At 71.3% G+C, this 19,565-nt stretch carries 18 protein-coding genes and 1 riboswitch; of the genes, 9 read left to right on the forward strand and 9 right to left on the reverse strand.

Annotated elements, in window-relative coordinates; genetic code table 11:
- Positions 1–58 precede the first annotated feature (58 nt).
- Complete coding sequence (locus KUF83_RS39095; protein WP_217459860.1) at positions 59–736, forward strand: pyridoxamine 5'-phosphate oxidase family protein; 678 nt, start codon at positions 59–61, stop codon at positions 734–736.
- Positions 736–1,368: an FMN-binding negative transcriptional regulator gene (locus tag KUF83_RS39100; RefSeq protein ID WP_217459861.1), complete on the forward strand. Its 633-nt coding sequence runs from the start codon at positions 736–738 to the stop codon at positions 1,366–1,368. Before KUF83_RS39095 ends, KUF83_RS39100 begins: the two co-directional genes overlap by 1 nt.
- A gap of 64 nt (positions 1,369–1,432) precedes the next feature.
- Here the strand turns inward: KUF83_RS39100 and KUF83_RS39105 are convergent, their stop codons facing one another.
- From KUF83_RS39105 to KUF83_RS39115, 3 genes are all read right to left on the reverse strand, one after another.
- On the reverse strand, positions 1,433–2,452 hold the full coding sequence (locus KUF83_RS39105) for a DMT family transporter (RefSeq protein WP_217459862.1): 1,020 nt from the start codon (positions 2,450–2,452) through the stop codon (positions 1,433–1,435).
- Positions 2,453–2,804: 352 nt separating this feature from the next.
- A complete protein-coding gene (locus KUF83_RS39110) occupies positions 2,805–3,872 on the reverse strand; it encodes a DMT family transporter (protein WP_217459887.1) in 1,068 nt (355 codons plus the stop codon).
- Positions 3,873–4,092: 220 nt separating this feature from the next.
- Entirely contained in the window at positions 4,093–4,626 is a 534-nt protein-coding gene (locus tag KUF83_RS39115; RefSeq protein WP_374106248.1) for a Clp protease N-terminal domain-containing protein, read from the reverse strand.
- A 197-nt stretch (positions 4,627–4,823) separates the two neighbouring features.
- Here KUF83_RS39115 and KUF83_RS39120 point away from each other — a divergent pair, with 197 nt between their 5' ends.
- Positions 4,824–5,012, forward strand: coding sequence for a hypothetical protein (locus KUF83_RS39120; protein WP_217459888.1), 189 nt, complete (start codon positions 4,824–4,826; stop codon positions 5,010–5,012).
- A 153-nt stretch (positions 5,013–5,165) separates the two neighbouring features.
- On the forward strand, positions 5,166–5,594 hold the full coding sequence (locus KUF83_RS39125) for an SRPBCC family protein (RefSeq protein ID WP_217459864.1): 429 nt from the start codon (positions 5,166–5,168) through the stop codon (positions 5,592–5,594).
- A gap of 101 nt (positions 5,595–5,695) precedes the next feature.
- Here KUF83_RS39125 and KUF83_RS39130 read toward each other — a convergent pair whose 3' ends face one another.
- Positions 5,696–6,340, reverse strand: coding sequence for a PadR family transcriptional regulator (locus KUF83_RS39130; RefSeq protein WP_217459865.1), 645 nt, complete (start codon positions 6,338–6,340; stop codon positions 5,696–5,698).
- A gap of 183 nt (positions 6,341–6,523) precedes the next feature.
- Between KUF83_RS39130 and KUF83_RS39135 the strand changes: the two genes are divergently transcribed.
- Entirely contained in the window at positions 6,524–7,342 is an 819-nt protein-coding gene (locus KUF83_RS39135; protein WP_217459866.1) for a PhzF family phenazine biosynthesis protein, read from the forward strand.
- A gap of 104 nt (positions 7,343–7,446) precedes the next feature.
- Here the strand turns inward: KUF83_RS39135 and KUF83_RS39140 are convergent, their stop codons facing one another.
- Positions 7,447–8,247 carry a CPBP family intramembrane glutamic endopeptidase gene (locus tag KUF83_RS39140; protein ID WP_217459867.1) on the reverse strand — a complete coding sequence of 267 codons (801 nt, stop codon included), beginning with the start codon at positions 8,245–8,247 and terminating at the stop codon, positions 7,447–7,449.
- Between the two features lie 195 nt (positions 8,248–8,442).
- On the opposite strand from KUF83_RS39140, the gene KUF83_RS39145 reads away from it, so the two are divergent.
- A complete protein-coding gene (locus KUF83_RS39145) occupies positions 8,443–10,212 on the forward strand; it encodes a substrate-binding and VWA domain-containing protein (RefSeq protein WP_217459868.1) in 1,770 nt (589 codons plus the stop codon).
- A gap of 4 nt (positions 10,213–10,216) precedes the next feature.
- Here KUF83_RS39145 and KUF83_RS39150 read toward each other — a convergent pair whose 3' ends face one another.
- Positions 10,217–11,737: a glutamate-cysteine ligase family protein gene (locus KUF83_RS39150; protein ID WP_217459869.1), complete on the reverse strand. Its 1,521-nt coding sequence runs from the start codon at positions 11,735–11,737 to the stop codon at positions 10,217–10,219.
- 673 nt (positions 11,738–12,410) lie between these two features.
- Between KUF83_RS39150 and KUF83_RS39155 the strand changes: the two genes are divergently transcribed.
- Positions 12,411–13,001 carry a hypothetical protein gene (locus KUF83_RS39155; protein ID WP_217459870.1) on the forward strand — a complete coding sequence of 197 codons (591 nt, stop codon included), beginning with the start codon at positions 12,411–12,413 and terminating at the stop codon, positions 12,999–13,001.
- Between the two features lie 378 nt (positions 13,002–13,379).
- Positions 13,380–13,583 carry a DUF5999 family protein gene (locus KUF83_RS39160; protein ID WP_217459871.1) on the forward strand — a complete coding sequence of 68 codons (204 nt, stop codon included), beginning with the start codon at positions 13,380–13,382 and terminating at the stop codon, positions 13,581–13,583.
- A 103-nt stretch (positions 13,584–13,686) separates the two neighbouring features.
- Here the strand turns inward: KUF83_RS39160 and gcvP are convergent, their stop codons facing one another.
- Positions 13,687–16,572, reverse strand: a complete 2,886-nt coding sequence (gene gcvP, locus KUF83_RS39165) for an aminomethyl-transferring glycine dehydrogenase (RefSeq protein ID WP_217459872.1) — start codon at positions 16,570–16,572, stop codon at positions 13,687–13,689.
- Positions 16,573–16,758: 186 nt separating this feature from the next.
- A riboswitch (glycine riboswitch) is annotated at positions 16,759–16,854 on the reverse strand.
- Between the two features lie 104 nt (positions 16,855–16,958).
- Between gcvP and KUF83_RS39170 the strand changes: the two genes are divergently transcribed.
- A complete protein-coding gene (locus tag KUF83_RS39170) occupies positions 16,959–17,333 on the forward strand; it encodes a PRC-barrel domain-containing protein (RefSeq protein ID WP_217459873.1) in 375 nt (124 codons plus the stop codon).
- Between the two features lie 96 nt (positions 17,334–17,429).
- Here the strand turns inward: KUF83_RS39170 and KUF83_RS39175 are convergent, their stop codons facing one another.
- Both KUF83_RS39175 and KUF83_RS39180 read right to left on the reverse strand, forming a co-directional pair.
- Positions 17,430–18,824, reverse strand: a complete 1,395-nt coding sequence (locus KUF83_RS39175; RefSeq protein WP_217459874.1) for a DNA polymerase IV — start codon at positions 18,822–18,824, stop codon at positions 17,430–17,432.
- Between the two features lie 99 nt (positions 18,825–18,923).
- On the reverse strand, positions 18,924–19,556 hold the full coding sequence (locus tag KUF83_RS39180; protein WP_217459875.1) for a MerR family transcriptional regulator: 633 nt from the start codon (positions 19,554–19,556) through the stop codon (positions 18,924–18,926).
- Positions 19,557–19,565 lie beyond the last annotated feature (9 nt).

The following is a 19,565-nucleotide window of genomic DNA, read 5'->3' on the forward strand; positions in this document are numbered from 1 at the left end:
TGCCCGAGCCCACCGCGTACCCACGAGAACAGATGACGACGCTGACCTGGAGAGCACCATGACGGAGACGGCCGCCCCGCACCCCGCCACCTACACCCCGACCGACCGCACCGTCCCCACCCGCTCCCGGGACCGCGCCGCGTACGACCACGAGATGGTGCACGCGATACTCGACGAGGGGTACGTGGGCCACCTCGGCTTCGTCCGGGACGGGGCGCCGGTCGTGCTTCCCACGCTGTACGGACGGGTCGGCGAGCGGCTCTACGTGCACGGCTCGACGGGTTCGCGCCCGCTGCGGATGGCGGGTCAGACCGACCCAGGACTGCCGGTCTGCCTCACGGTCACGCACGTCGACGGGCTGGTGCTGGCCCGCTCGGCGTTCCACCACTCGATCAACTACCGCTCGGTGGTGGTGCACGGCGTGGCGCACCAGGTGACGGACCCGGACGAGAAGCGGGAGGCGCTGGACGCGCTGGTCGACCACGTGGTGCCCGGCCGCTCGTACGACTCCCGGCCCGCCAACGCCAAGGAGCTGGCCGCCACCGCCGTACTGCGCCTGGACCTCGCCGAGGTCTCCGCCAAGCTGCGCACCGGCGGGCCGAACGACGAACCGGAGGACCTCGGCCTGCCCCACTGGACCGGCGTCCTCCCGGTCCGCACGAGCTACGGGGCTCCCGTGGCGGCCGACGACCTGGCGCCCGGCATCGAGGTGCCCGACTACCTGACGACGCTCTGATGCTCATCCATCCCTGGGACGCGTCCCTCGACGACGCCGAGTGGCAGCAGTGGCTGGCCGTCCACGACTTCGGCCAGCTCGCGGTGAACGGCCTGTCCGGTGAGCCGCCGCACGTCCAGCCGGTCCACTTCGTCCACGACGCCGAGCGCGGTGAGGTCCTCGCCCACCTGGCCCGCCCGAGCCCGCTGTGGCCCGCGCTCCGGGCCGACCCGCTCGTGACGCTGAGCGTGGTCGACGACTACGTGTTCGTGCCGGGCCCCTGGCAGGCTCCGCCCGACGCCCCGTCGGACCACGGCACCCCGACGAGCTTCTACGCCGCCGTCCAGCTCCGCTGCACCGCCCATGTGGTGGACGACCCCGCGGAGAAGGCCGAGCTCCTCAACCGGCAGGTCGGCCACTTCCAGCCGGAGGGCGGCTCGGCCCGCGTGGCCGTCGGGGAGGGCCCGTACGGCCGGATGCTGTCCGGGATTCGCGGCCTGCGGCTCGAAGTGACCGGCGTACGGGCGAAGTTCAAGTACGCCAATCACCGGTCGGAGGAAATCCAGAACCGTGTCGCGGACGAACTGTCCGAGAGGGGCGGTCCCGGGGACGCGGCGGCGCGAGCCCACCTGCTGAGGCGGCGCCGGGCCTGACACCGGGTCACCCCGGGAATGACCGTGCCGCGCGGGCCCTACAGGGGTGGGCCCGCGCGGCTGGTCATACGCGCTCGCCGAGTTCGGGGTCCTGCGGCTTGCGGGCGTCGTGGAGACGCGGACGGAGCGGCGCCGGCGCCTCCTCGGACACTGTCCCGGCGGTCCCCTTGCCCCGTGCCTCGGCGACCGCGAGCCCCGCGACCGATCCGAGCATCAGCAGGGTGCCCGCGACGGTCGCCGCGGTGATCCGCTCGCCGAGCAGCCCGACGGCGAGCACCGCCGCGCTCACGGGTTCGAGGAGCATGATCACGGAGACGGTGGCCGAGCGGACGACGGCCGCACCCGCGAAGTACAGGGCGTAGGCGAGGGCGGTCGGGACAGCCGCCACGAACGCCAGCAGCGCGACGACCCTGACGGGTTCCGTGGTGTGCGGTACCAGTCCCTCGGCGAGAGCGAACGGCAGCAGGCACAGGGTCGTGACGGCGAACGCCCCCACGGTGCCGGCCGACGCGTCGACGCCGCCGCCACGCCCCCACCAGCGGGTCAGCAAGGTCATGACGGAGTAGCCGACGGCGGAGACGACCGCGAGCGCGATCCCCCACGGCCGGACCGTCGCGTCCCCGCCGCCGAGCACCAGCACCGCGAGCCCGGCGAGCGCCCCGGCGACGGCGGCATGTCCGGCCCGCCCGAGCCGCTCTCCCATGGTCAGCCGCGCTCCGAGCGCGATGAGCACAGGCCCGGCGCCGAGGGTGACGACGGTGGCCACCGCCAGTCCGGTGGCCTCGACGGCGGCGAAGTACGCGGTCTGGAAGACCGCCAGCCCGATGCCCGTGGCACCGGTCCGCAGCAGGCGGGTACGCAGCCGGGGCCGTGCGAGAGGGTGTGCCAGGCGTCGCAGCGACCGGACGGCGAGCAGCAGGGCCAGGCCGCCCGCGCAGCGCCAGAAGGACAGAGTGACGGGGCCCATGTCGCTCGAGCGGTAGACGAGCGCGGCGACCGCGCCCGCGGTGCCCCAGGCGGCGCCGGCGACGGTCAGGTAGAGGAGGCCTCGCCCGAGGGGCAGGCCGGAGACGGCATTCGACACGTGTTCTCTCCGCAGATCCGCAGAAGTTCGGGAAAGGACCACGTCCAACGCCGTGCAGACAGCACGTCAGCGCTTCAGCGGCGTGCGCCGCCGCGGGACGGGCGGCCGTCACGCGCGGCAGGCGGCACGAACACGACGATCACCACGAGCACGGCGGTGGCCACGGAGATGGCAGTCGATGTGAACGGGACGTCGCCGAGAGCACGGCTGTCGCTTCGGCACGGAGGGTCCTCGGACTTCGTCCGCGGGCAACACCGGCGCGCCCGGCCGGTGGCCGGGCGCGGGTTCCGGACGGCCCGCTCAGGCGGCCGGAGGCGGAAGAACGAGAGCGTTCGAATGCATGATCAAGAGCCTAGACCGCGGTTCCCCGTCCCGACAACTCCCTTTCGGCGTCCCCCGCGGCACGCGCCCCGGGCTCCTGCGAGCCCTCCCCCGCCCCCGGTTCCCCCGGCGCCTGCGAAGCATCCGCCGGTGTCTGCGAGGTCTTGGCCGGCGTGGAGGTCTGCGCGATCAAGGCACCGCACAGCACGACCGCGCCGCCGATGATCTGGGGCGCCGAGAGGTGCTCGCCCAGCAGGACCCAGGCGAGCACGGTCGCGACGACCGCCTCCAGGCACGCCACGACCCCCGCCACCTGGGGCGAGAGCCTGCGCACCGCCAGGACGCCGGTCATGTAGGCGACGACGGTCGCGATCAGCACGATCCAGCCCAGCAGCAGCGAGGCCGCGACGGCCGTTCCGTCCAGGGCCGCCGTGCCCGCGAGGACCGACCAGTCCATGCCCCACGGCCGCGCGACGACCGTCAGGACCAGCGCACCGACGAGCAGTCCGTACGCAATGACGCCGAGCGGGGCCGGCGCCTCCTCGCCCGCGTCGCCGCCCTGGTCGGACAGGACGAAGTAGCCGACCTGGCAGCACGCGGCGCCGAGTGCGAGCAGCAGTCCGAGGACGTCGAAGCTCAGCCCCGCCCACACTTCGACGACACAGGCCAGACCACCGACGGCGAGGACGACCCCGAGGGCGGCGGCACGGGTGACGGGCCGGCGTTGCACGAACCGCACCCAGCCGAGGAGCAGCGCCGGCGCGAGGTACTCGACGAGCAGCGCGACCCCGACGGGTATCCGGGAGATCGAGGCGAAGTAGAAGGCCTGGACGCCGGCGACGGCCAGCAGTCCGAATCCGGCGAGCAGCGCGGGGCGTTCACGCACCAGCCGCCGGTGGCGCACGGCCAACGGCAGCATGACCAGCGCGGCACCCGCGACGCGCAGCCACACCACGTGCAGAGGGTCGAGGCCCGCCTCGATCAACGGCTTGGCGGCGACACCGGATCCACCGAACGCGACCGCGGACCCGAGCGCGAGCCCCAGGCCGATGCCCCTGCCGCGGTTGCCCTGACTGCTCTCTGACGTATGCACCATGATGACAGGCGATGACATGAGCGTCACCCCCATTGACACCTGTCTCATCGACTGGACGGGCCGACCCCCGGCACGTCGAGGCACCGGAGCACCGAAGTGGGCGTCCAGGATCGGCACGCCGGACGGGCACATCACCGGCCACACCGTCTCCGCGCGCCGGAGCCCGGGGCGCGCCCCGCGAGCAAGTGGGCCGGAAACGGTTCGGAGGTCCGGTCCGAGTACCTCAGGCCTCGACGCCCCGACCGGCCGCACCCTCCAGGCGCGCCAGCAGTTCCCGCACGTCGACCCCCGCGCGCCCCAGCACCTCCACGGCCCGCGACCCGGGTTCGGTGATGAGCGCGGCGAGCAGGTCGACGCCTTCCGCGAGCAGGTCACCCCGCCGCGTGGCGCGCTCGTACGCGGCCGTCATGACCGCGGCCGCCACCGGCGACCACCCGTCGCCGGTGACCGTCGGCACGGCTCCCGAGTCCTCGACGGAACCCTGCCAGCGCAGCCCGTATCCGATGCTGCGCTGCACGAGGTAGCCGAGCAGGCGGGCGATCTGCGGGCCGCCCCCGAAGAGCTCGCGCACTTCGGGGTCCGACTCCAGGAGCGTGTGCAGCAGATGAGCCGTGTCGATCTGCCGGTCCCCGTCCCGCAGCGCCCGTCTGCGCGCTCCGGCGACCACGGCTGCCAGCTCCGCGCCGATCCGGGCGTCCGCGTCCACGCCGACCGGGCCTCGCTCGGCGGCCTGCTGATGGGAAGTACGGTGTTGCACATCCCCCACCTCATCAGCCACCCGGCGTCCGGTCATCCTCGTGAGGAAGCATTTTCGCGTCCGGCGCAGGGTGTGCGCCGGTAGCCGCTTCCTCCTCCTTACGGATGACACCGCGCCGCTTTCGCGTCGGGGGCGCGCGCCGCTCGGATCCGCGCCCCTCGCGCAACCACGTCGCTCGGGTGCTCGTCCACAGCGACATGGAGAGCAGGTGCTGGCTGGTGGCCCTGCCGTCGGTCGACGGCAGACAGTACGTGTACCGGGTCTACGCCCCTGAGGACGCGCTGCTCGCCGACCTGTTCTGGGAGGCGTGGCACTGCCACGACGAAGGCCCCTTCCCGCGCGCGTGGGACCTGTTCGACGCGGCGGTGATACGGCGCGTCGGCTGAGCGCAGTCCCCGCTCGTCGCCCCTCGCGGCGGCAACGGCCTCCACATTTCCTGACGGTTCATCAGTATTGAATGTTCGGGCCCCTGCGGCTACGTTCCGCGACACCGTAGGCAGCTGCGCCCGGCGCAGCGCCCGAGACGAAGGGGTGGCCGCATGGCCGAAGTCAGCGCGGAAGCACGGATCGAGGCGCCCCCCGAGAAGGTCTGGGCGCAGCTCACGGACTTCTCCTCGTACGGAGAGTGGAACTCCACTCACACCAGCTTCCCGAAGGGCGGCCCCCAGACCCTGGAAGTGGGCGGCACCTTCGAGGAGAACATGAAGCTCATGGGCTTCCCGGCCGAGGTCAACTGGACCATCGAGGAACTGGAGACGGCCCGGACGTTCGCGATCCGCGGCAAGGGGCCGATGTCCGTGATCGTCGCCACGCGCTACACGCTGGCCCCCGAGGGCGGGGCCACCACGGTCCGTATCGACGGCGAGTTCACGGGCGCCGCCGTCTCACTGATGGCGGGCAAGCTGAAGGACTCGGCGACGGCGGCCCTCAACGAGTCCCTGCGCAAACTGGGTGGGCTGGTCGCCTAGAGGCCTCCACGACATACCCCTCCGGCACACACGTGAAGGGGGTGCCTCGAAGTCGAGGCACCCCCTTCGTCGCGGCCGGTTCGGCCGGATGGACCGAGCCATCAGTCCTCGTCGGCAAGGATCAGATACAGCTTCTTGCGCGATTCGTTGATGACGGCCAGCGCCTTCTCGCGCTGCTCCTTGCTGCCGGTCTTCCAGACCTGCCCGAACGCCTCCATCAGACCGAAGCCGGCCTGCCGGATGTCGCTCAGCGCCTCCCAGTCGACCCCGCGTCCCGCATCCTCCCAGGGCGCTTCCGCACCCTCGTCGGCGGCGACGCGGCCTTCCTCGGTCAGCGAGAACAGCTTCTTGCCGCCCTCGGTCGCATTGCTGATCAGGCCCTCGTCCTCCAGCAGCTGAAGGGTCGGGTACACCGAGCCGGGGCTCGGCTTCCACGCCCCTCCGCTGCGCTCGGCGATCTCCTGGATCATCTCGTAACCGTGCATGGGCCGGTCCTTGAGCAGGGCCAGGATCGAGGCACGTACGTCGCCGCGCCGCGCCCTGCCACGCGGTCCGCCCCGGCCTCCGCGCCCGCCCCAGGGGCCCGGACCGAATCCGGGACCGCCGAAGCCGGGCCCGAAGGGACCGAAGGCCGCACGCCGCCCTTCGAAGCCTCCCCGGTCGCCCCGACCGGGGCCACCGTGGCCGTGTCCACGACCGTGACCGGGGCCGAAGCCCGGTCCGTATTCCTCTCCATGGGAACGCATCGCCATCACTCCATTCCATCGTTGATCTGTCGCGATGCGTCAACGATATATCGGAATAGGTCGCACGACAAGGTTCTGCCGGCAGAAGGCGGCCAGGAGGCGGACCGGAGAGGGTCAGAAGAAGGCCGCCCGCCGCGGATTGGCCTTGGCCCGTGCCCGTGAGCAGCGCCTACCGTCGTGCGCATGCGGATTCGTATCGTCGACGCCTTCACCGACCGCCCCTTCGCCGGCAACCCGGCCGGGGTCCTCCTCCTCGACGCCTCGACGTCCTTCCCGGACGACACCTGGCTGCAGCACGTGGCCCTGGAGGTCAACCACGCCGAGACGGCGTTCGCCCACCCCCTCCCGAAGGGCGGTGACGCGGACTGGGCACTGCGGTGGTTCACCCCCGCCGCCGAGGTCGCGATGTGCGGCCACGCGACACTCGCCACCGCACACGTGCTGGCCACCACGGGGGCGGCCCGGGGCCCCGTACGGTTCGCGACCAGGAGCGGTGTGCTCGTCGCGACCGCGCTCGAGGACGGCTCCATCACGATGGACTTCCCGACCGCCCCGCTCACCGCTGTCGAGAACTTGCCGGGCGTCGCCGAGGCCCTGGGCGCCGAGCCGCTCACCACCTACGACACCGGCCCGAACATCGGCGACCTGCTCGTCGAACTCGCCGACGAGAAGACGGTCCTGGGCCTCGCCCCCGACCTCGTGGCCCTCGGCCGTCACTCGGAACGAGGCATCATCGCGACGGCCCGCGCCGAAGATCCCTCCAGGGGCTACGACTTCGTCTCCCGCTGCTTCTTCCCGAACATCGGCATCGACGAGGACCCGGTCACCGGCAGCGCCCACACGGCCCTCGCCCCGTTCTGGTCCGAGCGCCTCGGCCGTGCCGAACTCACCGGCCTCCAGGCCTCCGCCCGCTCCGGACGGGTCCGCACGGAGCTCAGGGGCGACCGCACGTTCCTCTCCGGCCGTGCGGTCACCGTGATCGAGGGCGACCTGCTCGCGTGAACAGCACGAGCAGGCCGTGAACAGCACAAAGGGGCGTACGACCGACTCGTACGCCCCTCACACGCCACGCCCCCGGCATGCCGCGCAGGTGCCGGCGGCTCCGCTCAGGCGGTGGGCAGCCACCCCACCTTGCCCGCCAGCAGCGCGTATCCCACGAACGCCCCGATGTCGAGGAGCGCGTGGGCTACCACCAGTGGACCGACCCGGCCCCAGCGGCGGTACAGGTAGACGAAGACCACGCCCATCACCATGTTGCCGATGAACCCGCCGATGCCCTGGTAGAGGTGGTACGAGCCGCGCAGCACCGAGCTGGCCACCAGGGCGGAGACCGGCGTCCAGCCCAACTGGTCGAGGCGGCGCAGCAGATACCCGACGACGATGACCTCCTCCAGCACCGAGTTCTGGATCGCGGAGAGGATCAGGACGGGGAACTTCCACCACACGTCGGGCAGGGCCTCGGGCACGACGGTGAGGTTGAAGCCGAAGCCGCGCGCCGCCAGGTAGAAGGCGATGCCGGAGCTGCCGATCACCGCGGCGATCGCGGCGCCCCGGGCGAGGTCGGGCCACGGACGGGTGCGGTCGAAGCCGAGCGTGCGCAGCCCCTTCCCCTCGCGGAGCAGGAAGTGCGCGACCAGGGCGACCGGCACCAGCGCGGACGCGATCCCGAACAGCTGCCAGGCCAGATCGAGCCACGGACGGCCGGGCGCGGCCGAGGCGTTGAGCGTGGCCGCCTGATCCTTCAGACCTCCCGGTCGGGTGACCGACCCGACAAAGCTGATCAGCGCGGAGACCCCGCTCGCCCCGAGCGAGACCCCCAGTACGAGCAGCGTCTCGTCGCGGAGAATCCGCCGCGTGGGCCGTTCCCCGGGAAAGGAATCAGCCACCGGCCCCTGCCCCACCTGCACGCATGCCTCCAGTTGAGTAATCCCCGCCTCATCCCCGTCTTCGCCCCGCTAGGGTCTCGAAAGAAGTTACGAAGATCGTGCGCGACGGGCCGTCGGTGGACGGACGTCATGCGGAGCGCATCCCCCTTGTGCCATACCATTCGGCCGTTTCCGGCTTCTACGGCTCAAGGCTCGATCAGGGAGGGGCACACCGTCATGGGACGTCACAGCTTGCCCGACGGGCCGCGAAGGGGCCGCACCGGCCCCCGGTCACGCATTCCGCGCCGCAACGTGGCACTCGCGGCGGGCCTCGCGCTCGCCCTCGCCGCCGGCACCGCGGCCGCGGTCGACGGTGGCCCGCTGTCCTTCGGCGCGTCCTGCTGGGACAGCGCCGTCCGCCTCAGGATCGTCGCCGCACCCGGCATCGCGCCCGCCCTCAAGGACGCGGCCGGCTACGCACGGGACAACGACGTGACGTCCGACGGCAGCTGCCTCGACATCAGCGTGACCGCCCGGGACAGCGACGAGGTGATGGAAGACCTGCGGTCGCGGCGCAAGGGCGCGACCGACTTCGAGGCGTGGGTACCGGACTCGGGCGTGTGGGTGAACCGGGTCCTGGCGGACGACCGGTCGATTCCGGTGACCCCGGCGGGCAATGTCGCCCTGTCCCCCATCGCCGTCGCCATGATTCCCACGGCGGCGAAGTCCCTCGGCTGGCCCGAGAAGCAGTACTCCTGGACCGAGCTGGCGGGCGCGGCCCTGACGAGCGGCCGCCTGAAGCTCGGTGCGGGCGACCCCTCGCACAGTGCCACGGGCCTGCTCGCGCTGACCCAGCTGGTCCACGCGACGAGCGGGGCGAAGGACGGCGACACGCAGGCGGCCGCCACCGCGAAGGCCCTTTCGCAGCGCACCTCCGACAGCGACGGCCAGGTCCTGGAAACCCTGCCGCGCGACCTCTCCGCCGCCGAGCAGGGCAACGCGAGGCGCAATCAGGCACTGATCCTCGCCGAGCAGGCGGCGTTCGCGTACAACGCGTCCGCGGACAGCGGCGACGACCTCGACCTGTTCTATCCGAAGGACGGCTCGCCCCGCCTCGACCACCCGTTCGCGCTGGTCGACGAACCGACGCTGACCACCGACGAGAGCCGGGCGGCGCTGCGCTTCATGACACTCCTCGGCGAGCCCGCGGGGCGCAGGATCCTGGAGAAACGCGGTTTCCGTACGGACGACGACGAGGCCCCGGCCGCCCTGGTCGCCGGAGCGGGAGGCCGAGCGCCGCAGCCGTACAAGGTGCTGCCGGACGAACCGATCACGGACAAGGAGATCGAGGAGGCCCTCGGCATGTGGACGATCACCGTGCAGAGCGCCCGGCTGACCGCGGTCGTCGACGCCTCCTCGTCCATGTCGGACCCGGTGCCGGGCACCAGCGAGTCCCGGATGGCCGTGACCAGGGCGGCTCTGCTCCAGGCCCTCACCACCTTCACCCCGGAGGACGAGGTCGGGCTGTGGACGTTCTCCACGAAGCTCGACGGCAAGCGCGACTACCGCGTCCTCGTGCCCACCGACCGGCTCGGCGACCAGGTGGGCAGCGGTACGCAGCGGGACCGGCTGTCGGCGGCCTTCCGTGGCCTCAAGCCGGTGCCGGACGGCGCGACCGGCCTGTACGACACCACCCTGGCCGCGTACAAGGCGGCCACGGCCTCCTATCGCAAAGGCAAGTTCAACGCGGTGGTCCTGCTGACCGACGGCGTGAACCAGGATCCCGGGAGCATCTCGCGCTCCAGCCTGGTCGCCGAGCTCCGCAGGATCACCGACCCGGAGCGCCCCGTGCCTCTGATCGCGATCGCGGTGGGCCCCGAGGCCGACAAGGACGAGCTGGGCGAGATCGCCGAGGCGACCGGCGGGTCGGGCCATCTGGTCACCGACCCGTCCCAGATCCACTCGGTGATCCTGAAGGCCGTCGTCCGGGCGGGCGACAAGAACTGACCCCTCACCCCAGCGGGACGGCCGGCTCGCGCAACCCCACCGGCCAGGTGTGCACCGGCTCACCGAGGCGCATCAGCTCGCAGTACCGCTGCGTCGTGGCGGCCAGCGCGGCGTCCCGCCCCAAGCCGCTCTCCAGCGCCTTGTGGAACGTACGCGACTGCCAGGAGGCTCCGTTGACGCCTCGCTTGCACCGCTCCTCGATCACACCGAGGTAGAGGTCCCGGTCGGCCGGCTCGACGCCCCACGCGTCCAGCCCCTGCGCGGCGAGCGGCAGCAGCTCGTCCAGCACCAGCTGTACCGCGGGCACCCGCGTGACCCCGCCGTACCGGGCGCGCCGCGGCCACTCCAGGCGGGCGTCGATCCCGTACCGGCAGGCGTGGTCGAAGTTGGCGGCCGCTGCCTCGAAGGGCAGCCGGGTCCACACGGGCCGTGCCTCCGCGGCCAGTGCGCGTACGAGCCCGTAGTAGAAGGCCGCGTTGGCGACGACGTCGATCACGGTGGGGCCCGCGGGCAGCACCCTGTTCTCGACGCGCAGATGCGGGACACCGTCGGCGATGCCGTACACCGGGCGGTTCCAGCGGTAGACGGTGCCGTTGTGGAGCACGAGTTCGGCGAGTTTCGGGATGCCTCCCTCGTCGAGGACGCGCAGCGGGTCCTCCTCGTCGCGGATGGGCAACAGGGGAGGGAAGAAGCGCAGGTTCTCCTCGAAGAGGTCGTACGCCGAGGAGATCCACCGCTCACCGAACCAGGTCCGCGGCCTCACCCCCTGCGCCTGGAGCTCGGGCGGGCGGGTGTCGGTGGACTGCTGGAACAGCGGCGGCCGGGACTCGCGCCACAGCTCACGGCCGAAGAGGAACGGCGAGTTGGCGCCGACCGCGATCTGGGCCGCGGCAGCGGCCTGCGCGGCGTTCCACACATCGGCGAACCGTCCGGGGGTGACCTGGAGATGCAACTGCACCGAGGTGCAGGCCGCTTCGGGCGCGATGGACGCCGAGGTGCAGCTGAGCCGCTCCACGCCCTCGATGTCCAGCGTGAAGTCCTCGCCGCGGGCCGCCACGATCTGGTCGTTGAGCAACGTGTAGCGGTCCACGTCGGAGAGGTTCGCCGAGACCAGGTCGTCACGGGCGAGGGTCGGCAGAATACCGATCATCACGATCCCGGCATCGACCTCGTTCGCCTTCCGGTGGGCATACGCGAACGACGTCCGCAACTCCTCCGCGAGACGGTCGAATACACGGCCCTCAAGCGGATGGGGAGCAATGTTGACTTCCAGGTTGAACATGGCGAGTTCTGTTTGGAAATCGCGGCTCGCGATACGCTCGAGTACTTGCGCATTCATCATTCTCGGCATGCCGTCCGGCCCCGCCAGATTCAGCTCGATCTCCAGTCCCATGAGATTCCTGGGACGGTCGAACTGCTTCTCCGCCAACAAGCGCGCCAGCCCCGCCAGGCACTGCTGGAGCTTTTCGCGGTACCGTCGCCGATCGGACAGCCCGATCGGCCCCGCCACGACCTTCTCCCCCATCGAAGCTTCCCTCCTCGACTGGGCAGCCCGAAGAACCGGCCGCTGGTGTCCCGGGTCACCGGGGGATGATGCCCAGGCAATGTGATCGATAACGCCCTGGAAGGATCCCCCGGGCACTAGTCTGAACGCGGCTTTCTCCGGGCACATTCACCAGGCATGAGTCACCGCGTTGTTTTTGACGATCGGCACTGTCGTGAAAAACACCGACGAGAACCGGCCGACCACCTCGGTGGCATATCCCGAGGTCATCGTCGGGTACCCCTGGAGAACCAGGAGCAAACACACGTAACGACGACCGAATTGTCTCTTGCCTTTAATGTGCGAAGCGGTTAGATGAAACATCGTCTGAACACGTGTCGTATAAACTCCGCGAACGAGGCAGAGAGTTGACGCTCGCGGCCGCGGGGACTGTCGTCGAAGTGACGTCGTTCGCACGAAGGGCGGGCCGCGCGGTGTGGGTGCGTGCGATCGCAAAGGCGCCGGAAGGATCTCGTGGCGAAGTCGCGAGGACCTTCCGGCAACTCTGCGAGCGCGTGTGCCGGTCACCGCGCGGCAGCCGTCGCTTCGACGACAGGCCCCACGCGCCCCCCGCCCCCTCTGACCCCGAGAGCTGACAGCGCCGTCCGCCCCCGCCCTCGCGCCACCATGCCTGTCTAATGAGAGGCGACCCACCATGCCGCTGCACGTCCCGCAGGCTCCCGCACCCGCACTGCGCACCGTCCTCACGGCCCTCGGTTCCCCCACCGCGGTCCGCGAGGCACGCACCCCGTCCCTGCGCAGCGCCCAGGGGCCCCTCACAGCCGAACACCCCCTGCCCGTCCATGTACTGGACCACATCACGTCGACGGGCGCCTCCAGCACCCGGCTGGCCGGGTGGCGTTTCCTCGTCCACTGCGGTGATCGGGCCATAGCAGCCGCGGAAACCAGGCTGACGCCCGACGGATGGGCCTTCTCCCACTTCTTCGAAGGCCCGTACATCACCGCCACCGAACGCGCCCTGCGCCAGGCCGAGACGATGCCGGGGCCCTACCAGCCACGCCTGCTCTCCGTACCCGCGCTCTACATGCTCACACTCTGGCTGCACGGGGACTGCGGCGCCGACGGCACCGAGGGCCGCCCCGCCGCCACCGACCTGCTCGTACCCCTGGCGCCCGCCCCGCCGGGAATCGCCGCGCACCGACCGCACCGCGTGGCCGAGCTGCTGCCCGTCCTGACTCATCGGCTCACCCCGACGCACGTCCCGCTGCTCGGCTCACCCGCCTGAGCACATCCCCGGCTTCCGTGCCCCGCGGCCCCACCCGGCCGCGGGGCACTCCGCTGTGCGCGGTGACCGGTGGGAAGGGGGTTGCGTGGAGTGACGGCAGGAGGACGCAGCGCACCCCCGGCCCGTACGGACTAGCCCCATCTAGCCACTCCGAACCACCCGAAGGGACAGCCCAGTTGGAATGAACCGTCCGCACGGGTGATGCGTCCTCAACCTGTGAGGAGCGCTGCCGCGAAATCCCTGCGGATTGACGCCCGTAGGGCAACACTGGGTTCTGAACCATCTGACAAACGGGGGGCGGCCATGAGCACCAGTTCGAGCCGCGGGACAGACACGACACCGAACACCGACGTCACACCACAGCGAAAGATCCCATCAATGTGCCAGCACCAGCCACCGTGCCCGACAGCCGACTCCGCCGACCGGGAAGCAGCGCTCCTCGCGGCGCACCACCCGGAGCAGGGATGGAGCCTGCTGTGCAACGGCGTCCTGCTCTTCGAGGACACCGGTGAGCTCCTGCCGGACGGCCGGATCATCGCCCCGCACCGGCCTGTGGCCACGGGCGTGATGACCGCCGCCTGAGCGGCACGGCGCACCAAGGGCGGCGGGGCAGGCCGCCCGGACAGAGAAGGGGCCGGCCCGGGAAGCACTCCCGGAACCGGCCCCGACGCATGAGCGGGAGCGACTACTCCTCGTAGGCGTCCAGCGGCGGGCAGGAACAGACCAGGTTCCGGTCGCCGTACGCCTGGTCGATCCGCCGCACCGGCGGCCAGTACTTGTCCGCGGCCGACACACCCGCCGGGAAGACGGCCTCCTCACGGCTGTACGCGTGCTCCCACGCGTCGCCGAGCGCAGCTGCCGTGTGCGGCGCGTTCCGCAGCGGGTTGTCGTCCGCGGCCCACTCCCCCGAGCCGACCTTCTCGATCTCCGCGCGAATGGCGATCATCGCCTCGCAGAACCGGTCGAGCTCGATCAGGTCCTCGCTCTCGGTCGGCTCTATCATCAGCGTGCCGGCCACCGGGAACGACATCGTCGGCGCGTGGAACCCGTAGTCGATGAGCCGCTTGGCGACGTCGTCGACGCTCACGCCGGTCGCCTTGGTCAGCGGCCGCAGGTCGATGATGCACTCGTGCGCCACCAGCCCGCCGGGACCGGTGTAGAGCACCGGATAGTGCGGCTCCAGACGCTTGGCCACGTAGTTCGCACTGAGTACGGCCACCTGCGTGGCCCGCTTGAGTCCCTCACCGCCCATGAGACGGACGTAGGCCCACGAGATGGGCAGGATGCCCGCGGAGCCCCAGGGAGCCGCGGAGATGGGTCCCACGCCCGTCTCCGGGCCGGCCGCGGGCTGCAGCGGGTGGTTCGGCAGGTAGGGCGCCAGGTGCGCGCGTACGCCGACCGGGCCGACACCCGGGCCCCCGCCGCCGTGCGGGATGCAGAACGTCTTGTGCAGGTTGAGGTGCGAGACGTCGCCGCCGAAGTGACCCGGCTTGGCCAGTCCCACCAGCGCGTTGAGGTTGGCGCCGTCCACGTAGACCTGGCCGCCCGCCTCGTGCACCTGCGCGCAGATGTCGGCGACGTGCTCCTCGAACACCCCGTGCGTCGAGGGGTACGTGATCATCAGCACGGACAGCTCGTCGCGGTACTGCTCGATCTTGGCCCGCAGGTCCTCGACGTCGATCTCGCCGTCCTCGGCGGTCTTCACGACGACGACCTTCATCCCGGCCATCACCGCGCTGGCCGCGTTCGTGCCGTGCGCCGAGGAAGGGATCAGGCAGACGGTGCGCTGGTCGTCGCCGGCCGCCCGGTGGTAGCCGCGTACGGCCAGCAGACCGGCCAGTTCGCCCTGCGATCCGGCGTTGGGCTGCAGCGACACCTTGTCGTAGCCTGTGACCTCGGCGAGCCGCTCCTCCAGCTCACGGATGAGCGTGAGGTAGCCCTGGGCCTGCTCGGCGGGCGCGAAGGGGTGCAGCTGCCCGAACTCGGGCCAGGTGACCGGCTCCATCTCGGTGGTCGCGTTGAGCTTCATGGTGCACGAGCCGAGCGGGATCATGCCCCGGTCGAGCGCGTAGTCGCGGTCCGCGAGCCGGCGCAGGTAGCGCAGCATCGCGGTCTCGGAGCGGTACTGGTGGAAGACCGGGTGCGCGAGGTACGTGTCGGTGCGCAGCAGCGGGTCCGGCAGCGTGTCCTGCGCCGTCGCGTCCAATGCCGCCACGTCACCGTCGACTCCGAACGCCGCCCAGACGGCACCCAGCTGGGCCCGCGTCGTCGTCTCGTCACAGGCGAGGGACAGGTGGTCGGCGTCGACCTGACGGAGGTTGACCCCGCCCTGGCGTGCGGCCGCGAGCACCTCGGCGGCCCGGCCCGGCACCCGAACGGTGAGCGTGTCGAAGTACGCCTCGTGGACGACCTCGACGCCGCCCGCCGCCAGGCCGGCGGCGAGGATCGTGGCGTACCGGTGGGTGCGCCGGGCGATGGCCCGGAGGCCCTCGGGACCGTGGTAGACGGCGTACATGCCGGCCATCACGGCGAGCAGTACCTGAGCCGTACAGATGTTGCTGGTCGCCTTCTCACGGCGGATGTGCTGCTCGCGCGTCTGCAGGGCGAGCCGGTACGCCTTGTCGCCGTCCGCGTCGACCGAGACGCCGACGAGCCGTCCGGGCAGGCTGCGCGCGAACTTCTCGCGCACGGCCATGTATCCGGCGTGGGGCCCGCCGAAGCCCATCGGCACGCCGAAACGCTGTGTCGTGCCGACGGCGATGTCGGCGCCCAGTTCACCGGGCGGGGTGAGCAGCGTCAGGGCGAGCAGGTCGGCGGCCACGGTGACGACCGCTCCCAGCTCGTGCGCCTGCTCGACGACGGGCCCGAGATCGCGGACGGCTCCGGAGGCACCGGGGTACTGGAGGAGCACCCCGTTGATCTCGCGCTCGGCGAGCTCGGCGGGGATGCCCTCGCTCAGGTCGGCGACGACGACCTCGACGCCGGCGGGCTCGGCGCGGGTCTCGATCACGGCGACGGTCTGCGGCATCGTGTCCGCGTCGATGAGGAAGAGGCCCTTCTTGTTCTTCCCCATGCGCCGCGACAGCGCCATGGCCTCGGCGGCCGCCGTGCCTTCGTCGAGGAGCGAGGCACCGGAGGTCGGCAGACCCGTCAGGTCGGCGACCACGGTCTGGAAGTTGAGCAGCGCTTCCAGGCGGCCCTGCGAGATCTCCGGCTGGTACGGCGTGTACGCCGTGTACCAGGCGGGGTTCTCCATGACGTTGCGCAGGATGACGGGCGGCGTGAACGTGCCGTAGTAGCCGAGCCCGATCATCGAGTCGAGCACCTGGTTGCGGTCCGCCAGGGAGCGCAGCTCGGCCAGCACCTCGGCCTCGGTGCGGGCGCCCGGCAGGTCGAGCGAGTCGGCGTTCTTGATCACGTCCGGCACCGCGGCGGCCGTCAGCTCGTCGAGCGAGCCGTACCCCACCTGCGCGAGCATCTTGGCCCGGGCTTCGGTGTCGGGCCCGATGTGGCGCTGCTCGAAGGGGATTCCCTGTTCGAGCTCGGAGAGCGGAATACGATGGGCGGTCATTGCGGAGGCCTCCTGGTCTGACGACCTTCGAGGGGCACCACGGCGTGGGGGTGCCCGAACGGCCTCCCCCTCTGTCATCTCAACCTGAGAGCTTCACCGGCCCGCCACGAGGGCGCGCCGACTTTCACCGTCGGTGAGAGCAGCATCCGTCGAACACCCGTACACCGCTCTGCTTTCCAGAGTGACCTCGTCCGTGCGGTACGTGAGCCTGAGAGATTCCGGGGAGGATTTGCTCCTTCGGCGCCTCCGATGAAGCCTGGAGGACTCTCCCGCACGGGGTCAGCAGCCGTTGCCCAGCGTACCAGCGGGGTTCCCTCGAGTGGCCGCCCTCCTCAAAGTGCTCTTTCGTAGTGCTTACGGATGAGTTGCGAGCAGCTGGAGGGCCCGTGCAGACCGACATCGATCCGCGCAACCTGATAGGCCGCAAGGCGTTCGACCGCAACGGCACGAGGATCGGCACGGTCGACGAGGTCTACCTCGACGACGCGACCGGCGTACCGGAGTGGGCGGCCATACGCACCGGCCTGTTCAGCCGCGATGCCTTCGTCCCCCTGGAGCCCAGCGAGCTGGTCGGCGGATCACTGCGCATCCCCTTCGAGCGAGCCCTGATCAAGGACGCCCCGGACTTCGGTGTGGGCCGCCATCTCTCCCCGGAACAAGAACTCCAGCTCTACCACCACTACGGCCTGGACGTGGGCCCGCCTCCCCCCTTCCCGGACCGTGACTTCGGCCGCCTGGCGGGCAAGGACGAAGCCCCGTAGAAGCCCCTTTCACAGGCGCGGGCGACGGCGGCTCTCCGGGACGCTGGAAACCGCGCGACCGGCCGCAGACTGCCCCCACGCTCGAACGCGCCTCGGTCACCCCTCCCCGGCCACCCCGGGCGGTCCCGCGGGCACCCCCGCGTCGCCGGGTCTTCGCTCCACCAACGGCAACGGCTCCGCCGCCTCCAACGCGGGGTCGTCGACCCGGAACGTCCGCACCCGCCCCGGCGCGGACCCCGGCGTCTCGAACCGCACGGTCACCCGCCCCACCCCGCTCCCCTGCACCCACCCGTGCCCGAACTCGGCATGGCGCACATCGTGCCCCGCGTGCCACCGCCGCTCGGCGACGGGCACCGGCTCCCCGGCCGGCTCCACCGCCACTTCCTCACCAGAACCCACCGGCTCTCCCGCCGCGGCGGCCCCGGCCTGGGCGAAGAGATCCTCCTGCGTGTAGTCGGCGAGCCCCGAGACCCCGACACCCAGCAGCCGCACGCCTCCCGTGGTGTCCACGGACTCCAGCAGCCGCGCCGCCGCCTCCCGCACCACCGCGGGATCGTCCGTCGGCCCGCGCAGCGTCTCGGACCGGGTGAGTGTGGAGAAGTCGTACCGCCGCACCTTCAGCACGATGGTCCGCCCCGACAGATGCGCGCCCCGCAGCCGCTGGACACACCGGTCCGCGAGCCGCTGCACCTCCGTCCGCACGCGCACCCTCTCGTGGATGTCCACGTCGTACGTGTCCTCGACGGACACCGACTTGGTGTCCCGCTCGGCCACCACGGCCCGCTCGTCACGGGCCAGCGCCATCGCGTACAGCCCGACCCCGTGCGCCTTCCCCAGCAGCCGTACGAGCTCGTCCTCGCCCGCCTCCGCGATCTCCCCGACCGTGGTGATCCCGGCCCGCCGCAGGTGGTCGCCCGTGGCGGGTCCCACGCCCGGCAGGATGCGCACCGACATGGGAGCGAGCAGCTCCCGCTCACTGCCCGGCTCGATCAGCACGAGCCCGTCGGGCTTGGCCTGCTCTGAGGCGATCTTCGCAAGCATCTTGGAGGCGGCGAGCCCCACCGATCCGGTCAGCCCGGTGACGGCCCGGATGTCCGCGCGCAGCTTCCCCGCGGCCAGCCGCGCCGACCCCTCGTCCCAGGCCGCCTGCCCGGCCTCCAGGTCCACGAACGCCTCGTCCAGACTGAGCGGCTCCACCAGCGGCGACAGCTCCCGCAGCAGCCCCATCACCTGCTCGCTGATCTGCCGGTAGAGCCCGAAGCGCGGTACGAGGTACGCGGCGTTCGGCGCCAGGCGGCGGGCCTGCGCCATGGGCATCGCCGAATGCACCCCGAAGACCCGTGCCTCGTACGAACAGGTGGCGACCACGCCGCGCGGCCCGAGGCCGCCCACGACGACCGCCTTCCCGCGCAGGCTCGGCTTGGCTGCCTGCTCCGCCGAGGCGAAGAAGGCATCCATGTCGAGATGCAGGATCGTGGGCGCGGTTCTCACCTCACCGATGCTGCCCTACGCCACTGACAATGCCCCGGCACACGCCTTCGGAGCCGCACCGGACCTGCGCGAACCGCCGGGCCGCCGGGAGGGGGCGGGTCAGACGGCGCGGTTCCGGCGCCGCGCCAGTTCGTCCGTGGGATTGGTCCCGACGAGCGTCTCGCCCGTGTCCACACGCTCCCCGTGCAGCTGCGAGAGCGCACTCTCCACGTCCCGCCACACGACGCCCACGGCGATACCGAAGATGCCCTGGCCGCCCTGGAGAAGCGCGTGGACCTCGTCCGGCGAGGAACACTCGTAGACCGTGGCGCCGTCGCTCATCAGCGTCATCCGCTCCAGGTCGACAAATCCGCGCTCCCTGAGGTGCTGGACCGTGGTGCGGATGTTCTGCAGTGAGACCCCTGTGTCGAGGAAACGCTTGACGATCTTCAGGACCACCACGTCCCGGAAGCTGTAGAGCCGCTGCGTCCCCGACCCGTAGGCGGCCCGCACGCTCGGCTCGACCAGCCCGGTCCTGGCCCAGTAGTCCAGTTGCCGATAGGTGATCCCCGCGGCCGCGCAGGCCGTGGGGCCGCGATAACCGATCTCCTCGGACGCCACCTCGCCGTCCCCCGGCACCGCGGTCGGCCGCTGTACGTGATCGGCCGCGCTGCTGTGAAGCGGGTACGGGCCGCTCTCCCCCAGACCGTGTCCGGGAGCACCCCCAGCCGTACCGTCGCCGCTGCTTCTCACGCCGACCTC

Origin of the sequence: Streptomyces sp. BV286, assembly GCF_019090165.1 — a bacterium.
GTDB lineage: Bacteria > Actinomycetota > Actinomycetes > Streptomycetales > Streptomycetaceae > Streptomyces.

Excerpts from the sequence above, each read along its gene's own strand:
- KUF83_RS39125 (WP_217459864.1), top strand. The coding sequence starts at position 5,166 with ATGGCCGAAGTCAGCGCGGAAGCACGGATCGAGGCGCCCCCCGAGAAG.
- KUF83_RS39160 (WP_217459871.1), top strand. The coding sequence starts at position 13,380 with ATGTGCCAGCACCAGCCACCGTGCCCGACAGCCGACTCCGCCGACCGG.
- KUF83_RS39095 (WP_217459860.1), top strand. The coding sequence starts at position 59 with ATGACGGAGACGGCCGCCCCGCACCCCGCCACCTACACCCCGACCGAC.
- KUF83_RS39100 (WP_217459861.1), top strand. The coding sequence starts at position 736 with ATGCTCATCCATCCCTGGGACGCGTCCCTCGACGACGCCGAGTGGCAG.
- KUF83_RS39155 (WP_217459870.1), top strand. The coding sequence starts at position 12,411 with ATGCCGCTGCACGTCCCGCAGGCTCCCGCACCCGCACTGCGCACCGTC.
- KUF83_RS39145 (WP_217459868.1), top strand. The coding sequence starts at position 8,443 with ATGGGACGTCACAGCTTGCCCGACGGGCCGCGAAGGGGCCGCACCGGC.
- KUF83_RS39135 (WP_217459866.1), top strand. The coding sequence starts at position 6,524 with ATGCGGATTCGTATCGTCGACGCCTTCACCGACCGCCCCTTCGCCGGC.
- KUF83_RS39120 (WP_217459888.1), top strand. The coding sequence starts at position 4,824 with ATGGAGAGCAGGTGCTGGCTGGTGGCCCTGCCGTCGGTCGACGGCAGA.
- KUF83_RS39130 (WP_217459865.1), bottom strand. The coding sequence starts at position 6,340 with ATGCGTTCCCATGGAGAGGAATACGGACCGGGCTTCGGCCCCGGTCAC.
- KUF83_RS39150 (WP_217459869.1), bottom strand. The coding sequence starts at position 11,737 with ATGGGGGAGAAGGTCGTGGCGGGGCCGATCGGGCTGTCCGATCGGCGA.
- gcvP (WP_217459872.1), bottom strand. The coding sequence starts at position 16,572 with ATGACCGCCCATCGTATTCCGCTCTCCGAGCTCGAACAGGGAATCCCC.